This is a genomic window from Marinobacter sp. (assembly GCF_041984545.1).
Classification (GTDB): domain Bacteria; phylum Pseudomonadota; class Gammaproteobacteria; order Pseudomonadales; family Oleiphilaceae; genus Marinobacter.
The window spans coordinates 25,529-43,576 of the sequence record NZ_JBHIXV010000008.1 but is presented as its reverse complement, the minus strand read 5'-3'; the positions used below and the strand labels follow the sequence as shown (position 1 = coordinate 43,576).

Genomic DNA, 18,048 nt, shown 5'->3' with positions numbered 1-18,048 from the left:
CCCGACGCACTCTGTAACCAGAAGCGCCAGGTTTGCGGTCTGTCAGTTGCCGCGGGACTGCCCGGAATCAGGCGCCGACAACGTCGCCGTCGTCGCGGGTAACGATCACGGTGGCATCGCGGGGACGGGATTGGCTGGCGTCCGGCCAGTTACCATCCGGGTGCTGGATGTTGACGAACATGGTTTTCACATCCGGGGTGGACGTTACACCGGTGACCTCGCAGCCCACGGGCCCAACGAAGAAACGCTTGATCTCGCGGGTTTCGGGGTTTGCCGCCAACATCATGTTGTTCTGATAAGGCGCGGCATCGGAGCCGTCGGTCTGGATCCAGAGACGGCCGTTGTAGTCAAACCAGAGGCCATCCGGGCTGTTGAAGATGTTGTCGTCGGTCAGCGACACGATCACCTCGTCATCCACCACGGTTTCCGTGCCCTGCTCACCGGCAAACACGAAGATGTCCCAATCGAAGCCGGTGGCCGTGAAATCATCGCCGTTTTCGCTCCAGCGAATGATGTGGCCGGTCCGGTTCTCAGCGTTCGGGTTGGCGGCGTTGACCTGGGCCTCAGTACGCTGACTGTTGTTGGTCAGGGTGAAATAGACCTGGCCGGAGTTGGGATCCACGGCGCCCCACTCGGGGCGATCCATGGGCGTGGCGCCGGCAATGTCGGCCGCCAGACGGGTGTTTACCAGAACGTCGGCCTGGTTCTCAAAGCCAGTGAATACAATGTCGCTGACGGTCGTGCCAACAGCGGCGTCTACCTTGGCCTTGAAGTCGGCATCATTCAGGTCCAGAGGCAGCCAGTCGCCGGTGCCGTCGTCGTTGAACCGAGCGACGTACAGGGTGCCTTCGTCCAACAGGTAACCGCCGGCGGTGGCCGCGTAGTAGGGCTTGGAGGACACAAACTTGTAGATGTATTCAAAGCGGGAATCATCGCCTGAGTAGCAGACTACCGGCTCACCCTCGGTCACCGGTGCAAAGATCACGCCCTCGTGGCCAAAGCGGCCCAGGGCGGTGCGCTTCTGGGGCTTGCTCTCCGGTGTGAAGGGGTCGATTTCCACCATGTAGCCGTATGTGTTGGCTTCATTGCGGTAGTCGTCTGTTGCCGTACCCGTGCCCGGTGTTACGTTGAAGCGGATGTACTGATCGGCGCCGCTGTCGGCCAGTTCCCAATCGTATCGGCTTGAACTACCCACACCGTGGCGGAGCTGCTCCCGGGGCTGGTTGGCATCGCTGTTCGCGAAGTAACCGTGCCAGTTTTCTTCCGCCGCCAGGTAGGTGCCCCAGGGCGTCGGGCCCATGGCGCAGTTGTTCAGGGTGCCCCGGGTTTCGGTGGCGTCCGGGCTGTATTTGGTCACCAGCTTGCTGTACCCGCGGGCCGGACCGCGAATGTCCATTTCGGTGTTACCGGTGATGCGACGGTTGAACGGGCTGCCGAAGACGATGTCCCAGGTACCTTCGGTATCGCGTTTGATGTGCACCACCGAGACACCGTGGGCGGCAATCTCTTTACGAACCTGATCCTCAGGGCGAACGCCTCCGTTGGTGGCCGCTTCTGCGACTGTGTCATGCAGAGCATCCTGATTGATGTACTCATGGTTCATCACCAGCAGGCCTTCGCTGGAGCTGTTGCCGCCGGCCTTCAGGTCAATCGGGAAAAAGTGCACGCCATCGTGGTGCATGCCCATCTGCTGTTCCTGCTCGGCGCCGGTGTTAGTGCCGTCAGGCTTGTAGGCCGGGTAGGAGCCGGTAATCGGTGTGCCCCAGGGCAGGAAGGCCTGCGCGGAGTAACCCTCGGGAACCACCACTTCATTGGCGGTGGACGTAGGCACCGCCTTGAAGCCAAGCTGGGTGCTGGAGACGTTGCCGGTGGTGGTGCCTCCGCCGTTGCTGTCACTGCCGCAGCCAGCCAGGCCAAGACCCATGACGCTTGCCAGGGCGGCACCCACGCTGCCCTTCATCACGGTGCGACGTTGCATGCGGGCTGCCAGAATTTCACGGAACGGAAGGTTGCCGGAATGGTTGACTACCGGCTCGTAGTTCGGGTCCAGATAGTTGGAATCAAGGTGATGCTTGGCCATGGATTCGCCTCTCTCAAAACAGCGGGTCTGTGTTGTTGAGAGGCCAGTGTCGGCGAGCAATGTGACAGATAGCAGACGTTAAAAAGACAAAACCGTTAACATTCCTTTACAGAATGATCGGCGCCCGGGTCGCCCCGCCCGAACTGCCCGGGCGGGGCGGACAGCCCTTACTGCTGGGTGGCTTCCTCGTAGCCTTCTTCCATGGCATCGCCGGTTTCTTCAGCCGCCTCGCCCATGGCCTCACCGGCTTCTTTCGCACCCTCCTGGAGTTCGCCCATGGCGCTTTCATCCTGGCCGGTTGCTTCCTCCATGGTTTCTTCCGCGGAATCCGCCGCGTCGTCCATCATGTCGCCAGCGTTGTCCGCCGCCTGTTCAACGTCCACACCTTCGTTGTCCTCCGAGCTGCATGCGGCAAGCCCCAGCGTCAGAACCATCAAAAGCGTACTCAATGCGAGCCTGTTCATACCATTTCCCTCTGTTGGTCAGTGTTTACAACGCGGGTCAGGGTACGGCCGGGCTACAAAGGAAAGCAATTACGGGGCGATTACCCTTTGGTTAGCCGGCTGCCTAAGACTAAGGCACGCCATCGGCCAGCAGTTGGCCGTCGATGGTAATCACGTGGTCGAAGGGCAACATCACCCCCCGCCCCAGCAACAGAAAATCCTTGCCGGCACGGCTGCAAAAGTCACGGATCACGTCGTGCACCTGGCAGACCTGCCCGGCACCATCGCGGTAAACCACTTCGGCGAGCCGTCCCGAGGTCAGGTACTCGACCAGCATGGCCCTGGCGGAACATGAGGCTGTAGCGGAGGAAACTCGAGACATTGCGGGTTCTTCCCTGGTTCTTGTTTTGTTTTGAGTCTGGTCCAGAAAACCCGTTTTCGCCAAAAACCAAACCGCAAACCACCCTCCTCGGCCACCATTGTCATTTTGTGCCAAGCTGCCGACTCGCTATCGCCGGTTGTTGCATTGCCAGATTGTCCGACATAAATTTCAAGAACGCCTACCTGATGGGAGAGAACCATGAACGCCAAAACCCGTGACAATCTGGAATCGCACAAGGTGATGCCAACCCCGGAACAGACAACGGAATCACCCGCCTGGAAAGACCCCAAGCGGTATATGTGGCTGCTCGGCCCGGCCCTGCCCGGTATCGGCCTAGCCGCCCTGACCGGTTACGCGCTGGCCCCCAAAAAACTGAAGGCCCTCGCCTGGACCGGCCCTGCCCTTGTGCACGGCATCATTCCGGCCCTGGACCGCGCCATAGGCGAGGACAAAAGCAACCCGCCCGAGTCGGCGGTAAAGACGTTGGAGCAGGACAAATACTACGACCGGATTGTGAAAGCCTTCATCCCCACCCAGTACGTGATGACGTTCATGGGCGCCTGGCTGGCCAGCCGCAAGAGCACGCCCCTGGAGGACAAGATTGGCCTGACCCTGACAGTGGGCGCGATCAATGGCGTAGGCATCAACACCGCTCACGAACTGGGCCACAAGTCCAACAAGCTGAACAAGCTGCTGGCCATGGCAGCCCTGGCACCCACCGGCTACACCCATTTTGTGGTGGAGCACAACTTCGGCCACCACAAACGCGTCGCCACCCCCGAGGACCCGGCCAGCAGCCGTATGGGCGAGAGTTTCTGGAAGTTCCTGCCGCGCACGGTGCTGGGCGGCATCAAATCCTCCATAAAGATCGAAAAAGCTCGGCTGGCCCGGAAGGGCAAGGGCTTCTGGAGCCTGGACAATGAGCTGTTGCAGGGCTGGGCCATGAGCGCCGGGTTCTTCGGCGCCACCACTCTGGTATGCGGCCCGCGGGCAGTACCCTTCCTGGCGGCCCAGGCGGTGTACGGAGCCAGTCTGCTGGAGAGCGTGAACTACATCGAGCATTACGGGCTGCTGCGCCAGAAGGACGAGAACGGCAAATACGAGCGAACAAAACCGGAGCACAGCTGGAACAGCAATCACGTGGTGACCAACCTGTTCCTGTATCAGCTGCAGCGGCATTCAGACCACCACGCTCATCCACAACGCAGCTACCAGGCTCTGCGCCACTTCGAGAAGGCGCCGCAGCTGCCCGGCGGCTACGCGTCGATGCTGTTGCCGGCCTATCTGCCGCAGTGGTGGTACGAGACCATGGACAAGCGGGTGATTGACCACTACGAGGGCGATCTGAGCAAGATCAACTGGGATCCGGATCGCAGGGAGGAGTTGATGGCCAAGTATGCGGATTATGCGGCGGAGGTGGCCGCCGAGGCGAAGGCTCGGCGCGAATCCGGGAAGTCCGCGGCGGCCTGATGACCAGCACTCGCTTGCCAGTTCTGGCCCCAGCCTTCGAGCTCGGGGCCAGCAGCCAACCGGGATCGCCTTCCGGGAGACGCCGTGAACCCATCCGTGGGGGCTTGATCGCAGCATCCCTGCTGCTCACACTCCCGGAAGGCGATCCCGGTCGGCTGCCCGAAGTTATGCAGCAATAGTCGGTATTGCACCTAGCCACCAAAGAGAATCAGAAAGATTTTCCGAGAAGCTGGCAGGTCGTTCACCTCCCCTTAAACTCCGCGGCTCTTCTTTCCAGAAACGACTGGATTCCTTCTTTGACATCCTCGCTGGCCATCACCGGCTGCAGGTCCGGGAACAGGCGTCGTTTGGCGGCTTCCTGACCTTCGCTGACTGCAATTTTCGAGGAGTTCAGGCTGCCCTGAACGCCCAGAGGCGCGGCCTTCGCGATTTTCCGGGCAATTTCCATGGCCACGTTGAACTGCTCGCCAGGTTCCACCAGTTCCTGAATCAGGCCCCACTGGTAGGCCTGGTCGGCGGTCCATTCGTCGCCGGTCAGGAGGTAGCGCTGGGCATTGCCCCAGCCGATTTCCCGCTGCAGACGAATGGTGGCGCCGCCGCAGGCGAAGATTCCGCGTTTGACTTCAAGCTGCGCGAAGCGGGTACCTTTGGCGGCCACTCGAACGTCGGTATTGAGCATCATTTCCACGCCGCAGGTGAAACAGATGCCCTGGGCGGCGAACACCACGGGTTTGCTGAGGCCGGGGCCGGTGATATGGAACGGGTCCAGCTCGCCCTCGCCCGGCTCGATGCCCTTGCCGTTGGCGAATACGCCAGCCCAGTCGTCCAGCTGCAGGCCGCTGGTAAAGTGGTCGCCCTCGGCGTACATCAATCCAACTCGCAGTTCCGGATCGTTCTCCAGCTGGTAATAGGCCGCCGCGATCTGGTGGTACATCTCGCGGTTCATGGCGTTCATTTTTTCCGGCCGGTTCAGGCCGATCAGCAGTATATGGTCCTTTTTTTCTACTTTGACCAGTGGCATTGGTGCTTTCCTCTTGGTTCGGCCCTAGCCTGTTCGTGCTGGCGTAGGCATGGTCAACGGGGAGGTTGTTCCAGGACACGCCGCAAGTACGTCCCTGTAGGCTCGATCGGGCCATCCCTGGCCCTCAACGGTCCTGGAACAACCTCCCCGTCGCCCACGCCCGGGCATTCAGTGAAATATCCAAAACTGAAAATGCGTTCTCCTGCCTTGCCGGATCATCCCGCCTGTAAGTGCAGCACTAGGTTCGGGCGCGATTGGACGGGTGGCCTTTCAGGGACCGTCTGTGGCCATGGATGGCCACAGCCGAGCGCACAGGGACGTGCTTGTAGCGTGTCCCTGAAAGGCCACCCGGCCAATTGTGCTTCCCCCAAGCTGTCAGGCTACGACAAAGGGAAACCCGGAGTCAGAACCACTCTGCCTTCATATTCAGGCAGGTGTCGTCCTGGTTGCGCAGCAGTACCAGGTCCTGGGCTACGGTGGGCAGTTCCCAGTGGAAGAAGTACTGGGCAGCCTGCAGCTTGCCCTGGTAGAAGTTGCGCTCGTCGTCGGTATTGGCCGAAGCCAGGGCCTTGGCGGCCGCATTAGCCTGGCGCAGCCACATCCACGCCACCATGATGTGGCCAAACAGATGCAGGTAGCAGGAGGCGTTGGCCAGGGTGCGGTCCGGGTCGCCTTCCATCAGTGATTTGCCCAGGCTCTGGGTGACTTTCACCGCCTGCTGCAGGGTCTCGCTCAGGGACAGGGCCCATTGCTGGCAGCGGTCGGCGGTGGCCGCTTGCAGATCCACCTGCATTTCCTGCATCAGCAGTTGCAGGCCGTGGCTCTGGTCCTGCCAGATCTTGCGGCCGAGCAGGTCCAGGGCCTGGATGCCGTTGGTGCCTTCGTGGATGGGATTCAGGCGGTTGTCGCGCCAGCATTGTTCAACCGGGTATTCGCGGGTGTAGCCGGCACCGCCGTAGACCTGGATCGCCAGGTCGTTGGCCTTGGGGCCGTATTCGGACGGCCAGGCCTTGATCACCGGGGTGAGCAGGTCCAGCAGCTTGCCGGCTTCCAGGCGCTTCTGTTCGTCCGGGTGGGTGTGCTGGTCGTCCATCAGTCGGGCGCCGTAGAGGCACAGGGCCAGGCCGCCCTCGCTGTAGGCTTTCTGGGCCAGCAGCATGCGACGTACGTCGGCATGCTCAATGATCGGGACCTGCGGGCTTTCCGGGTTCTTTTCGCTGGCTTTGCGGCCCTGGAGGCGGTCCTTGGCGTATTCCAAGCTGTGCATGTAGCCGCGGTAGCCGATCACGGCGGCGCCGAAGCCCACACCCAGGCGGGCTTCGTTCATCATCTGGAACATGTATTTCAGGCCCTGATGCGGCTCGCCCACCAGGTAGCCGTGGCAGGGCGCGTCGTCGCCGAAGCTGAGGGCGGTGGAGGTGGTGCCCCGGTAGCCCAGTTTGTGGATCAGGCCGGCCAGGCTGACGCCGTTGCGTTCGGTGGGGTTGCCGTTTTCGTCCACCAGGAACTTGGGCACGATGAACAGGGAGATGCCCTTCACGCCGGCCGGTGCGCCTTTGATCTTGGCCAGTACCATGTGAACGATGTTGTCGGTGATGCTCTGTTCGCCACCGGAGATGTAGATTTTGGCGCCTTTGATCAGGTAGTGACCGTCGTCAGTGGGGGTGGCGGAGGTGCGGATTTCGGCCAGGCTGGAGCCGGCGTGGGGCTCTGTGAGCGCCATGGTGCCGCTGAAGCGGCCGCTGAGCATGTTCGGCAGGTACGTGCGTTTCTGCTGGTCGTTGCCGAAGACGCGGATCAGGTTGGCAGCGGCGGTGGTCAGGAACGGGTAACCCGCGGTGCCGGGGTTGGCGGCCGTAAAAAAGCCGTTGCAGGCGGCCATGACGGATTCCGGCAGTTGCATGCCGCCCAGCTCGTAGTCGTAGCGTCCGGCAATAAAGCCGGCCTGGGCGTAGGCGTCGAAGGCTTCCTTTACCTGGGGCAGCATGTCCACCTGGCCGTTGACGAACTTTGGCTCATCTTTGTCAGCGGCGCTGTTGTGGGTGGCAAACTTTTCCCGGGCCATCTTGTCGGCGGTTTCGATGACGGCATCGAAGGTGTCGCGGTTGTGTTCGCTGAAGCGTTCGCGGGTGGTGAGGGTCTCGGTATCGAGCACTTCGTAGAGCTGGAACGCCAGGTCGCGGCGGTCGATCAGGGTATCGGTCATGCTGGGTCTCCTGTTTGTTATCAACAGCCTCTCACAACTGGTTTTTCCAGGAAACCGGCGTTTATGACACAATTATGGCCATTATTGCCATCAGTCCATGCACCAGCACGAAAGACGGTGCCTGCCAGACGGCCACCAGCGGGGTCTTCCCTCCCGGGACACGCTGTGAATACATCCATGTACGCTTGGCTGCAGCATCCATGCTGCAGACAGTCCCGGGAGGGAAGACCCCGCTGGCAGCCTGCTTTGGAGAACGCATGCGAACGGTTGCTGTAATAGGTTTCGATGGCGCTTTGGCCAGTGCCATTACCGGCATCATTGATCTTTTCCGGCTGGCCGGGGTGACCTGGGCTCGGATCAACAATGAGACGCCATCGCCACAATTTGCCACCCGGCTGCTGACCAGGGATGGTGTGCCGTGCCGGTGTATCAACGGGCTGACTATTCAGGCGGATGGCGCCTGGAATGAGTTGGCCACCGGCGCGGAACCGGACGATCTGGTGGTCATTCCGACCATTGGCGGCCCGATTGAGGCGGTGTTGGCGAGCAATGGCGAGCTGATTGAGTGGCTGGGCCGGTTCCGGGCTGTCGGTTCCGGTCAGGTGCGGGTGGCCAGTAACTGTACCGGGGCCTTCATGTTGGCCGAAGCAGGGTTGCTCGAGGGGCGGGTTGCCACGACACACTGGGGCTTCAGTCAGCAGTTTCGGCAGCGGTTCCCCCAGGTGGATCTGCAACCGGACCGGCTGGTGACGGTAGACGGGCACATTGCCTGCGCTGGCGGGGGCATGGCCTGGTGGGATCTGGGGGTGCATCTGGTTGAGCGCTACGCTGGCGCGCAGGTCGCGCGCGAGCTGGCCAAGGCGTTTGTGCTGGATGTCGGCCGAACCAGTCAGGCGCCCTACAGCGCGCTTCAGGCTCGTCGATATCATTCCGATGCGGCCATTCTGAAGCTTCAGGACTGGCTGGATGCCCATTTTGACATCCCCCTCAACCTGGAGGTTCTGGCCACCGTGGCTGGTCTCACGGAACGTTCGCTGATCCGGCGCTTCAAGGCAGCTACAGGGGACACGCCCAACGCTTACCTTCAGGTTCTCCGAATTGAGATAGCCCGTCAGCAACTCGAGGGCTCCCGTTTACCTATTGATGAAATTACCCGGCGGGTGGGTTACGAGGATGTGAGTTCGTTTACCCGTTTGTTTCGCCGGCACACCGGCCTGTCTCCTGGGGCGTACCGGGCCCGCTTTGGGAGGTAATGGCGGGATGGCGCGGGTTATGCATCAAGTCGGGTGTAGGCCATATTGCGGCCGGAAACGTAAAGAATACCGACAGGTGTAACCATGGGGAGGTCCGTCATGAACGCACCGATAAGACAAAGCCAGGCAGACATTCTTAGCCGGCTATATGACATGAAAAGAAAGCAGATCGAGCAGGCAATCCGACAGGGAAATAGTCTTCGATGTCAAGTACTTGAGGCCGAAGCAGAGGCCATTTCCAATGCACTGAAAGCGGTGCGCTAACCCTACCGGCTATCGTTGACCTGAGCCATATTTCTTGAGGCGGCGACTCCAGCGCTGCTTCGCATACCGCCGGAGATTGGAGACGTTATCGGTTTCGTCCATGATTTCAGTGCCCAAAAGTGTCTCCAATATGTCCTCCAGCGTCACTATTCCCAGCCAGGTGCCAAGCTCGTCATAGACCACGGCCAAGTGTTGCCGCTCCCGGAGCATGTCGGAAAACAGTAATTCGATGTTGGTGTTGCCTTTCACACGCATAATTTTGCGCATGTGGTCGAGCAGGTTCACGTCTGGCTCCAGACTGATCAGATCCGCCCGGTGCAGATAGCCAAGGGCCTCCCCCTCTTCGTCGATCACCGGGTACCGCGAAAACGGGGATTTCCGGACCTGCTCCCGGAACTGCTCCACGGTAATGCCCGGCTCCAGGTATTTGCACACGGTTCTCGGTGTCATCACCGAGCTGACCTTGATCTCATGAAATCTCAGCACGTTATGGATGATGCGGCGCTCGTCGTCATCGAGGGCCTGCTGGTCGCGGCCGATTTCCGCCAAGGCGCTGATCTCGGCACGGATATCGGTGTCATCATCACCCGGGGCTATGCGACGGGTTACCTGCTTCGACAGCCAGATCAGCGGCAGCAGCGCTTTGATCATGAATCCGAGGATGGCGGGCAGGTAGGGGGCGATGCCCCGCCAGTATTTGGCACCGATGGTCTTGGGAATGATTTCCGAGAAGATGAGGATGGCCAGGGTCATCAGTGCCGAGGCGAAGCCCAGCCAGGCCTCACCAAACACGACAGTGACCTGGGCACCGACACCGGTGGCGCCAACGGTGTGGGCCACTGTATTGAGGGTAAGGATGGCCGACAAAGGGTCATCCACGTCGTCCTTGAGCTTGCGCAGGCGGGCGAAAAGCTCGGGCTTCTCTTTCTTTACCGAGGCGATGTAGCTGGGGGTAACCGACAGCAATGCCGCCTCGAGAATCGAACACAGAAAGGAGAATCCAATTGAGAGAAGCGCGAAGGCAATCAGTAAAATCATAGTTGGGCTGCGATTTCCGTTCCTTGCCGAATGGCTCGCTTTGCGTCCAGTTCTTCGGCGACGTCTGCGCCACCAATCAGGTGCGCTTTGACGCCAGAGGCCGATAACTGGTCAAAAAGTTCCCGAAGGGGTTCCTGTCCGGCACAGATAATGACGTTGTCCACATCCAGTACGCGGTTTCCGATCATTTGGCCGTCTTTGTCGAGAATGGCAATGTGCAGGCCCTGGTCGTCAATACGCTCATAGCGGCAGCCGCGGAGCATCTCGACCTCCCGGTGTTTGAGGCTGGCCCGATGAACCCAGCCAGAGGTTTTGCCAAGGCCACCGCCAACCTTACCGGTTTTGCGCTGCAGCAGATACAGCTTGCGGGGAGAGTGTGTGGGCCGGCGCTCGGCTAATCCGCCCGGTCCTTCGAACTGCGGATGAATACCCCACTCTGCCTGCCAATCGCCAATACTGGCCTGCTCGCCTTCTGTCTGCTTGCCTTCTGGATGATGGGCGGCGTCATGGGTCAGGAACTCGCTCACATCAAAGCCGATGCCGCCAGCGCCAATCACCGCCACGGTGTTGCCTACGGCCTTGTTATGGCGAAGCACATCCAGATAACCCAGCACCTTGGGGTGGTCGATGCCGTCGATTGACGGGATTCGGGGTTTCACGCCGGTGGCAATCACCACGTCATCGAATACGCCATCGGCCAGTGCGCCGGCATCCACCCGCACGCCGAGCCGCAGGTCGATGTCCAGCAATTCTATCTGGCGGCGGTAATAGCGCAGGGTTTCGTAGAACTCTTCCTTGCCCGGAATGCGCTTGGCGTAGTTGAACTGACCGCCTATCTGATCGTCTGCCTCGTAAAGGGTCACCCGGTGCCCTCGACGTGCGGCGGTTGTCGCCGCGGCCAGACCGGCTGGCCCGGCGCCGACCACCGCAATCCGTTTCACCACAGGTGCAACCGTCAACACCAGTTCGGTTTCGTGGCAGGCCCTGGGATTGACCAGGCACGAAGCCCGTTTGGCCTGAAATACGTGGTCCAGGCAGGCCTGGTTGCAGGCAATGCAGGTATTGATTTCGTCACTGCGGCCCTGCTGCGCCTTGCGCACGAATTCGCTGTCGGCCAATAACGGCCGGGCCATGGACACCATGTCGGCCTTGCCGCCTGCCAGGATCTCCTCGGCTTTCTCCGGCGTGTTGATACGGTTGGTGGTGCAGACCGGAATGGCCACCTCGCCGTAAAACTTGGCGGTTACGTCTGCAAAGCTGCCCCTGGGTACCGAGGTGACGATAGTGGGCACCCTCGCTTCGTGCCAGCCGATGCCGGTGTTAATGATGGTGGCTCCGGCCTGCTCGATTGCCTTGCCCAGGGTGACGATCTGGTCCCAGGTCTGGCCCCCCTCTACCAGGTCCAGCATCGAGAGCCGGTAGATCAGAATGAATTCAGGCCCCACCGCTTCGCGAATCCGCCGGACGATTGCAACCGGCAGGCGCATGCGGTTGCTGTAGGAGCCGCCCCATTCGTCGGTGCGCTTGTTGGTCCGCTCACACAGGAACTGATTGATGAAATACCCTTCCGAGCCCATCACTTCCACGCCGTCGTAGCCTGCGAATTTGGCCAGTCGGGCAGCGTTGACGAAATCATTGATCTGCCTTTCAACACCCCGCGCGGAAAGGGCGCGGGCTTTGAACGGACTGATCGGTGCCTTGGTGGCCGAGGCGGAGACAATCAGCGGCTGGTACCCGTAACGCCCAGCGTGCAGCAACTGCAGGCAGATCTTGCCGCCAGCTTCGTGGACGGCTCCGGTTACATGGCGGTGCAGTAGCGCGGTTGCCCGATTGTTCATGGTCGAGGACAGGGGCGCCAGCTGGCCAACCAGATTCGGCGAAAACCCCCCGGTCACCATCAATCCCACGCCGCCTTCAGCCCGTTCGGCGAAATATCGGGCCAGCTTGTGGATATTCCAGAAGCGGTCCTCCAGGCCGGTGTGCATGGACCCCATCAGTATCCGGTTTTTGAGCTCGGTAAAGCCCAGGTCCAGTGGTTTGAGAAGCGTCGGATAGCTGTGACTCATGGGGATTCGTCCTTGGGAATTTTGGTTCGAGTATACACTTGATCAATCGCAAGTTGACTTGACCTTGGGGACGGGGCGCGTATCATCGGTTTTCAAGTTTGACTGACGGAGCAACCATGACCGCAAGGTCCTTCGGCTGCACAGGCACAATACGCCCTCCTGTTACCGCTGACATCGCGCGGCACCGGGGCCGTCTTCCGTACTTCCCGGACCCACCCGCTTCCCGCTGATCCACTCTGTCGATCTCGCCGTACTGCACCGGTTAGCCAGTGCACAGTAGCCGGCCGGAGACTAGACTCAGGCACACATGCCTTCAATACTCACGTAAAAAAGACCAATAACGAGGTTGCGATGTCGCTACCGCTGGTTGTTTTACTGCCATTCCTGGGTGCCATTGCTGCACCACTGTTTGCCCAGGGAGGGCGAACGGCGATTGCCGTGGCATCTTCAGTACCCGCCCTCATTGCTCTTGCTGCCCTGTTTCCACATTGGCAGACGCTCGCCGATGGTGGCGTGGTGTTGCATACCTACCAGTGGCTGCCCGCCGTGGGCCTGTCGTTCAGCTTCCGGCTGGACGGGCTGTCGCTGCTGTTTGCCCTGTTGATCCTGATCATCGGGCTGCTGATCATTCTGTACTCCCGCTATTACCTGAAGGCCCATGAGAACGTCGGCAAATTCTATGCGTTGCTGCTGTGCTTCAAGGGCTCGATGCTCGGCATCGTGCTGTCCAGCAACCTGCTGCTGATGATGATTTTCTGGGAACTGACCAGCCTGACGTCATTCCTGCTGATCAGCTTCTGGACCCACAAACAGGATGCGCGGCGTGGAGCCCGTATGGCGCTGGCAGTGACCGGCGGCGGAGGCCTGGCCCTGCTGGCTGGCGTGCTCATCCTCGGTAACATTGTTGGCAGCTTTGAGCTGGATGATGTCCTGGCAGCCGGTGATCAGATCAAGGCACATGCGATGTATCCCGTTGTCCTGACTCTTGTTCTGCTGGGCGCTTTCACCAAATCGGCGCAGTTCCCGTTCCATTTCTGGCTGCCCCATGCCATGCAGGCTCCAACACCCGTTTCAGCTTACCTGCACTCAGCGACAATGGTGAAAGCCGGAATATTTCTTATGGCCCGGCTTTATCCCGCCCTGGCAGGCACGGAACAGTGGTTCTACATGGTCAGCTTTACCGGCATGTTCACCATGCTTCTGGGCGCCTACAGCGCCATGTTCAAGCACGATCTGAAAGGACTGCTGGCCTACTCAACAGTAAGCCAACTGGGCCTTATCACCCTGCTGTTGGGCATGGGCACCCAGCTTGCGGCTGTTGCAGGCATTTTTCACGTGATTAACCACGCCACTTTCAAGGCGTCCCTGTTCATGGCTGCAGGTATCATCGACCATGAAACCGGCACCCGGGACATGCGCCGGATCAATGGCTTGTGGCGCTACATGCCACATACCGCCACCCTCGCCATCGTGGCCGCTTCATCCATGGCAGGCGTTCCACTGCTGAACGGTTTCCTGAGCAAGGAGATGTTCTTTGCAGAATCGCTGGAGCTGAATCTGCCCGGGCTCTGGGCCTGGCTCCCTCCGGTTGTGGCAACACTGGCGGGAATCATCACAGTGGCTTACTCCGCGCGCTTTATTCACGACGTTTTCTTCAATGGCAAGCCTATTGATCTTCCCGTCTATCCTCCGCACGAGCCACCCCGTTACATGAAAATCCCGGCCGAAATTCTCGTGTTTGCATTGATTATGATTGGCATATTTCCGGCCATTTCAGTCGGCCCGTTACTCTACATGGCGGCATCAGCCACTTTTGGCGGTGATGTGCCTGAGTATCATCTCACGCCATTCCACGGCATTAACCTGCCGCTGATGATGAGCTTCATAGCTTTCGCCGGCGGGTTGCTGATGTACAGTCAGCGCCAGCGCTTTTTCGACTTCCATGCCCGCTTTCGCGAAATCGACGAGAAGGCCGTGTTCGAGACAGTCGTTTCCCGGTTGGTGGATGCCGCCAACCGGTTCACGGCACTGCTGGAAACCGGCTCACTCCAGCGCTATAACATGCTGCTTTTGGTAACTGTGATCGCCGTGACTGCCATGCCTCTGATCAGCCTCGGAATTTTCGTGGGCGAGCTCGGCCTCAGTCCGGTGGACTGGCCCACCGGTATCACGGCGGGGGTTCTTATCCTCTGCGCCTTTGCCACTGCCGTAATGCACCGGGAACGCTTTTACGCGCTGGTGCTACTGAGTGTGGTCGGCCTGATTGTGGCGCTGGCATTCGCCCGCTTCTCGGCCCCTGATCTCGCTATGACCCAATTATCTGTGGAAGTGGTAACCATTGTTCTGCTGATGCTCGCATTGTACTACATGCCGTCCTGGACGCCCTTTGAAACACCGATGAAGCGACGTGTCAGGGATATGGTCATAGCGGGTTTGGCTGGTACTGGTATGACATTCGCGACTCTCGCCATGCTGACCCAGCCCTTCAGTTCCATTTCGGATTTCTTCCTGCAGAACAGCAAACCGGGCGCGGGCGGCACCAACGTAGTGAACGTAATACTCGTGGACTTCCGTGGTTTTGATACCCTCGGCGAGATCACCGTTCTGGCAATTGCGGCCCTGGGGATTTACGCCATGCTCAAGCACACCGCCCTGACACCCCCACCGGGCGATGGTCAGGGCCATGCCTGGACACGGGATTCCCATCCGCTGATGTTGCGCCAGATAGCCCGTCCGATGCTGCCTTTGGCGCTGATGGTTTCGGTGTTCATTTTCCTCCGGGGCCACAATCTGCCGGGTGGCGGCTTCATTGCCGGCCTGATCACGTCGGTCGCACTGATTCTCCAGTACATTGCCAGTGGCATAATCTGGACCCAGGACCGGTTACCGTTCCGCTATCACAACATCATCGGACTGGGGCTGCTGTTTGCGGTCATCACCGGTGCCGGCAGCCTCGCCTTTGGTTACCCGTTCCTAACCTCCACCTTCGGCTACATTACCTGGCCCGTGGTCGGCAAGTTTGAGGTGGCTTCGGCCATGATGTTTGATCTGGGTGTTTACCTCACCGTCATCGGCGCCACCATGCTTGCCCTGGTAAGCATAGGCCGGCTGTCACCTCACTCCGCCATCAAAAGCAAAAAGGGGGGCGGGTAATGGAGCTCGTTTTCGCACTGGCTATTGGCGCCCTGACAGCTTCCGGGGTTTACCTCCTGTTACGGGGCAGAACCTTTCCTGTAGTGGTAGGCCTGACCCTGCTTTCCTATGGGGTGAACCTGTTCCTGTTCTCCAGCGGTCGGCTGGCTACCGGGCAGCAGCCGATCCTCGGCACGGCTGAAAACTACACCGATCCCTTGCCCCAGGCACTGGTTCTGACGGCCATTGTCATCGGATTTGCCATGACTGCATTCGTCGTGGTGCTGTCCCTGAGAAGCCTGGCGGATAACGATGACGATCACGTGGATGGACGGAAACCCTACAGATCGCCGGCACCCGAGGAAGAAGAGGAGGAAAACAGTAAATGAATCACTGGCTTTCCGCTCCTATCCTGATTCCCCTGCTTGGCGGTATTCTGCAGGCCCTCATTGGTTACGCGCCAATCAGCCTGCGCCGGACACTGGCACTGGCAACCACCGTGCTGATGCTGGTGTCAGCCATTGTCCTGCTGGCCCTGGCAGATGATGGCAGTTACCGGATCTATGCATTTGGTAACTGGCAGCCACCTTTCGGCATCGTTCTGGTTCTGGACCGCCTGGCGGCCCTGATGCTGATCCTGACGGCCGGACTCGCACTGTTCTGCCACCTTTATGCCATCGGAGGCGCCGACGAGGACAACCGCCAGTTCCACGCGCTCTTCCTGTTCCAGCTGATGGGTCTGAACATTGCCTTCCTTACCGGGGACCTGTTTAACCTGTTTGTTGCCTTCGAGGTGCTGCTCATTGCCTCCTATGGCCTGCTGATGCACGGGGGAGGAACCGCAAGGACCGTTCCCGGGCTGCATTATGTGGTGCTGAACCTGGTGGGTTCCGCCGTGTTCCTGATCAGTGTCGGCATGATCTACAGCGTGACCGGAACCCTGAACATGGCCGATCTCGCACTGGAGGTTCGCCGTCTTTCCGGCGCGGACCTCAACCTGGTGAAAGCCGGTGGCATGATGTTGCTGGTGGTGTTTGGCCTGAAGGCCGCGATACTACCGCTGTGTTTCTGGTTGCCCCGGGCCTACGCCAGCGCCACTGCTCCAGTCGCCGCGCTGTTCGCCGTCATGACCAAAGTCGGCATCTACGCCATTCTGAGGGTCTACCTGCTGATCTTTGGCGGCGACGCCGGTGCCCTGGCCAATCTCGGCATGGACTGGCTGTTCCCGGTGGCCCTGGTCACGCTGGCCATGGGCGTGATTGGCGCTCTCGGTTCGGGCACCCTGAAAACACTGGTGGCCTGGCAGGTCATCATTTCCGTGGGCACCCTACTTGCCCCGGTTTCACTCGGCTCTGAAGCAGGACTGTCCGCAGCGCTGTTCTATCTTCTGAGCACAACCTGGACCGTGGGGGGGCTGTTCCTCGTTTCGGAGCTGATTGCCAATCAGCGCGGAAGCGCCCGCGATCGGATCGTTACTGCCCCAGCCATGCGGAACCGGACCTTTCTGAGCGTTCTGTTCCTGATAGGAGCCGTCGCTGCCGCCGGTCTGCCGCCACTGAGCGGATTCTTTGGCAAGGTACTGATTCTCAAGGCTGTTGAATCAGGACCTGAAATGGCTTGGCTCTGGTCCGTGCTTCTGGTTGGCAGTTTCCTCACGGTCATCGCCTACAGCCGCGCCGGCAGCATCGTTTTCTGGCGCACGATTGATGGCCACCTGGAAACTCCCGATCCGCTGAATGGCCGGGTTTCAGTCGCCGCAGGTGCCCTGGCGGCCTTGGCGATTGCCATGGTAGTTCTGGCGGGGCCAATCACCCGCTACACTGACGCAACGGCGGCACAACTGCACAACTCTGCTGCCTACATCGAAATCCTGCAGATCCCCATGGTCGAGGAGGATCACTGATGCTTGATCGACTGAGTTTTCCACAACCCTGGCTGAGCCTGCTCCTGTTCACCACCTGGCAGCTGCTCAGTGATGGCGTTTCCGGGGCCAGCGTGGTCATGGGGCTGATTCTGGCCTGGCTGATTCCCCAACTGACCCAGGGTTTCTGGCCCGAACGGCCGGCCTTCGTCAAAGCCTGGCGTATGCCGGCTTACCTGGTGCTGGTAATCAAGGACATCATCGTTGCCAGTTTCTCGGTGGCGCGCCTGATCCTGAGCCCGCGCCAGCCGAGACCGGTGTTTGTCTGCTATCCGCTGCAGCTTCAGCACCCCCTGGCCATTTCCATGCTCGCCAGCACCATTTCGCTTACCCCCGGCACCGTCAGTGCGGATATCAGCGATGACAGTAAAACCCTGCTGATTCATGCCCTGGATGCGGGCAGCGACCAGGAGGTTATTGATGCAATACACAACCGCTACGAGAAGCGCTTGATGGAGATGTTTCAATGATCACGATCACCCTTTACATCACCATAGCGATGGTCGTTCTGGCGGCCCTGCTCAACGTTTACCGGCTGATCAAAGGCCCGGATGCGCCCGATCGGGTGCTGGCGCTGGACACGCTCTATATCAATGCCATCGCCCTGATCATCCTGCTTGGCATCACCCTGGGAACCCGCATGTACCTGGAGGCGGCATTGCTCATTGCAGTCATGGGTTTTGTCGGCACCGTAGCCATGGCCAAATATCTGAAGCGGGGTAGTGTCATTGAATAGTACCGGTCTCAACCACCCAACTCGTGGAGGACATTG

14 protein-coding genes are annotated in these 18,048 nt (G+C 60.0%); 7 read left to right on the top strand and 7 right to left on the bottom strand.

Translation table 11 applies throughout. The annotated features are described in order from the left end of the window. Nucleotides 1-67 precede the first annotated feature (67 nt). From ACFC20_RS05665 to ACFC20_RS05655, 3 genes are all read right to left on the bottom strand, one after another. Nucleotides 68-2,080: a PhoX family phosphatase gene (locus ACFC20_RS05665; RefSeq protein WP_375192144.1), complete on the bottom strand. Its 2,013-nt coding sequence runs from the start codon at nucleotides 2,078-2,080 to the stop codon at nucleotides 68-70. Between the two features lie 167 nt (nucleotides 2,081-2,247). Further along, nucleotides 2,248-2,544 (bottom strand): hypothetical protein, encoded by a 297-nt coding sequence (locus ACFC20_RS05660; RefSeq protein WP_375192143.1) that lies wholly within the window; start codon nucleotides 2,542-2,544, stop codon nucleotides 2,248-2,250. Between the two features lie 109 nt (nucleotides 2,545-2,653). Continuing rightward, on the bottom strand, nucleotides 2,654-2,905 hold the full coding sequence (locus ACFC20_RS05655; RefSeq protein ID WP_091986970.1) for a hypothetical protein: 252 nt from the start codon (nucleotides 2,903-2,905) through the stop codon (nucleotides 2,654-2,656). A gap of 198 nt (nucleotides 2,906-3,103) precedes the next feature. Between ACFC20_RS05655 and ACFC20_RS05650 the strand changes: the two genes are divergently transcribed. Beyond that, nucleotides 3,104-4,375 carry an alkane 1-monooxygenase gene (locus tag ACFC20_RS05650; protein WP_375192142.1) on the top strand — a complete coding sequence of 424 codons (1,272 nt, stop codon included), beginning with the start codon at nucleotides 3,104-3,106 and terminating at the stop codon, nucleotides 4,373-4,375. A 241-nt stretch (nucleotides 4,376-4,616) separates the two neighbouring features. Here ACFC20_RS05650 and ACFC20_RS05645 read toward each other — a convergent pair whose 3' ends face one another. Then, nucleotides 4,617-5,396, bottom strand: a complete 780-nt coding sequence (locus ACFC20_RS05645; RefSeq protein ID WP_375192141.1) for a crotonase/enoyl-CoA hydratase family protein — start codon at nucleotides 5,394-5,396, stop codon at nucleotides 4,617-4,619. A 403-nt stretch (nucleotides 5,397-5,799) separates the two neighbouring features. After that, complete coding sequence (locus ACFC20_RS05640) at nucleotides 5,800-7,602, bottom strand: acyl-CoA dehydrogenase (protein ID WP_375192140.1); 1,803 nt, start codon at nucleotides 7,600-7,602, stop codon at nucleotides 5,800-5,802. A gap of 257 nt (nucleotides 7,603-7,859) precedes the next feature. On the opposite strand from ACFC20_RS05640, the gene ACFC20_RS05635 reads away from it, so the two are divergent. After that, complete coding sequence (locus tag ACFC20_RS05635; RefSeq protein ID WP_375192139.1) at nucleotides 7,860-8,855, top strand: GlxA family transcriptional regulator; 996 nt, start codon at nucleotides 7,860-7,862, stop codon at nucleotides 8,853-8,855. A 273-nt stretch (nucleotides 8,856-9,128) separates the two neighbouring features. Here ACFC20_RS05635 and ACFC20_RS05630 read toward each other — a convergent pair whose 3' ends face one another. Together ACFC20_RS05630 and ACFC20_RS05625 are read right to left on the bottom strand one after the other, a co-directional pair. Beyond that, entirely contained in the window at nucleotides 9,129-10,157 is a 1,029-nt protein-coding gene (locus tag ACFC20_RS05630) for a CNNM domain-containing protein (RefSeq protein ID WP_375192138.1), read from the bottom strand. Continuing rightward, a complete protein-coding gene (locus ACFC20_RS05625; protein WP_375192137.1) occupies nucleotides 10,154-12,223 on the bottom strand; it encodes an FAD-dependent oxidoreductase in 2,070 nt (689 codons plus the stop codon). Before ACFC20_RS05625 ends, ACFC20_RS05630 begins: the two co-directional genes overlap by 4 nt. A gap of 351 nt (nucleotides 12,224-12,574) precedes the next feature. Between ACFC20_RS05625 and ACFC20_RS05620 the strand changes: the two genes are divergently transcribed. From ACFC20_RS05620 to ACFC20_RS05600, 5 genes are read left to right on the top strand one after another with little or no spacing between them, the layout of a single operon-like run. Beyond that, nucleotides 12,575-15,376 carry a monovalent cation/H+ antiporter subunit A gene (locus tag ACFC20_RS05620; protein WP_375192136.1) on the top strand — a complete coding sequence of 934 codons (2,802 nt, stop codon included), beginning with the start codon at nucleotides 12,575-12,577 and terminating at the stop codon, nucleotides 15,374-15,376. Beyond that, nucleotides 15,376-15,744: a Na+/H+ antiporter subunit C gene (locus ACFC20_RS05615; RefSeq protein WP_375192135.1), complete on the top strand. Its 369-nt coding sequence runs from the start codon at nucleotides 15,376-15,378 to the stop codon at nucleotides 15,742-15,744. Before ACFC20_RS05620 ends, ACFC20_RS05615 begins: the two co-directional genes overlap by 1 nt. After that, a complete protein-coding gene (locus ACFC20_RS05610) occupies nucleotides 15,741-17,258 on the top strand; it encodes a monovalent cation/H+ antiporter subunit D (protein ID WP_375192134.1) in 1,518 nt (505 codons plus the stop codon). The genes ACFC20_RS05615 and ACFC20_RS05610 overlap by 4 nt, the downstream gene beginning before the upstream one ends. Further along, entirely contained in the window at nucleotides 17,258-17,746 is a 489-nt protein-coding gene (locus tag ACFC20_RS05605; RefSeq protein ID WP_375192133.1) for a Na+/H+ antiporter subunit E, read from the top strand. The genes ACFC20_RS05610 and ACFC20_RS05605 overlap by 1 nt, the downstream gene beginning before the upstream one ends. Beyond that, nucleotides 17,743-18,012, top strand: coding sequence for a K+/H+ antiporter subunit F (locus ACFC20_RS05600; protein ID WP_375192132.1), 270 nt, complete (start codon nucleotides 17,743-17,745; stop codon nucleotides 18,010-18,012). The genes ACFC20_RS05605 and ACFC20_RS05600 overlap by 4 nt, the downstream gene beginning before the upstream one ends. Nucleotides 18,013-18,048 lie beyond the last annotated feature (36 nt).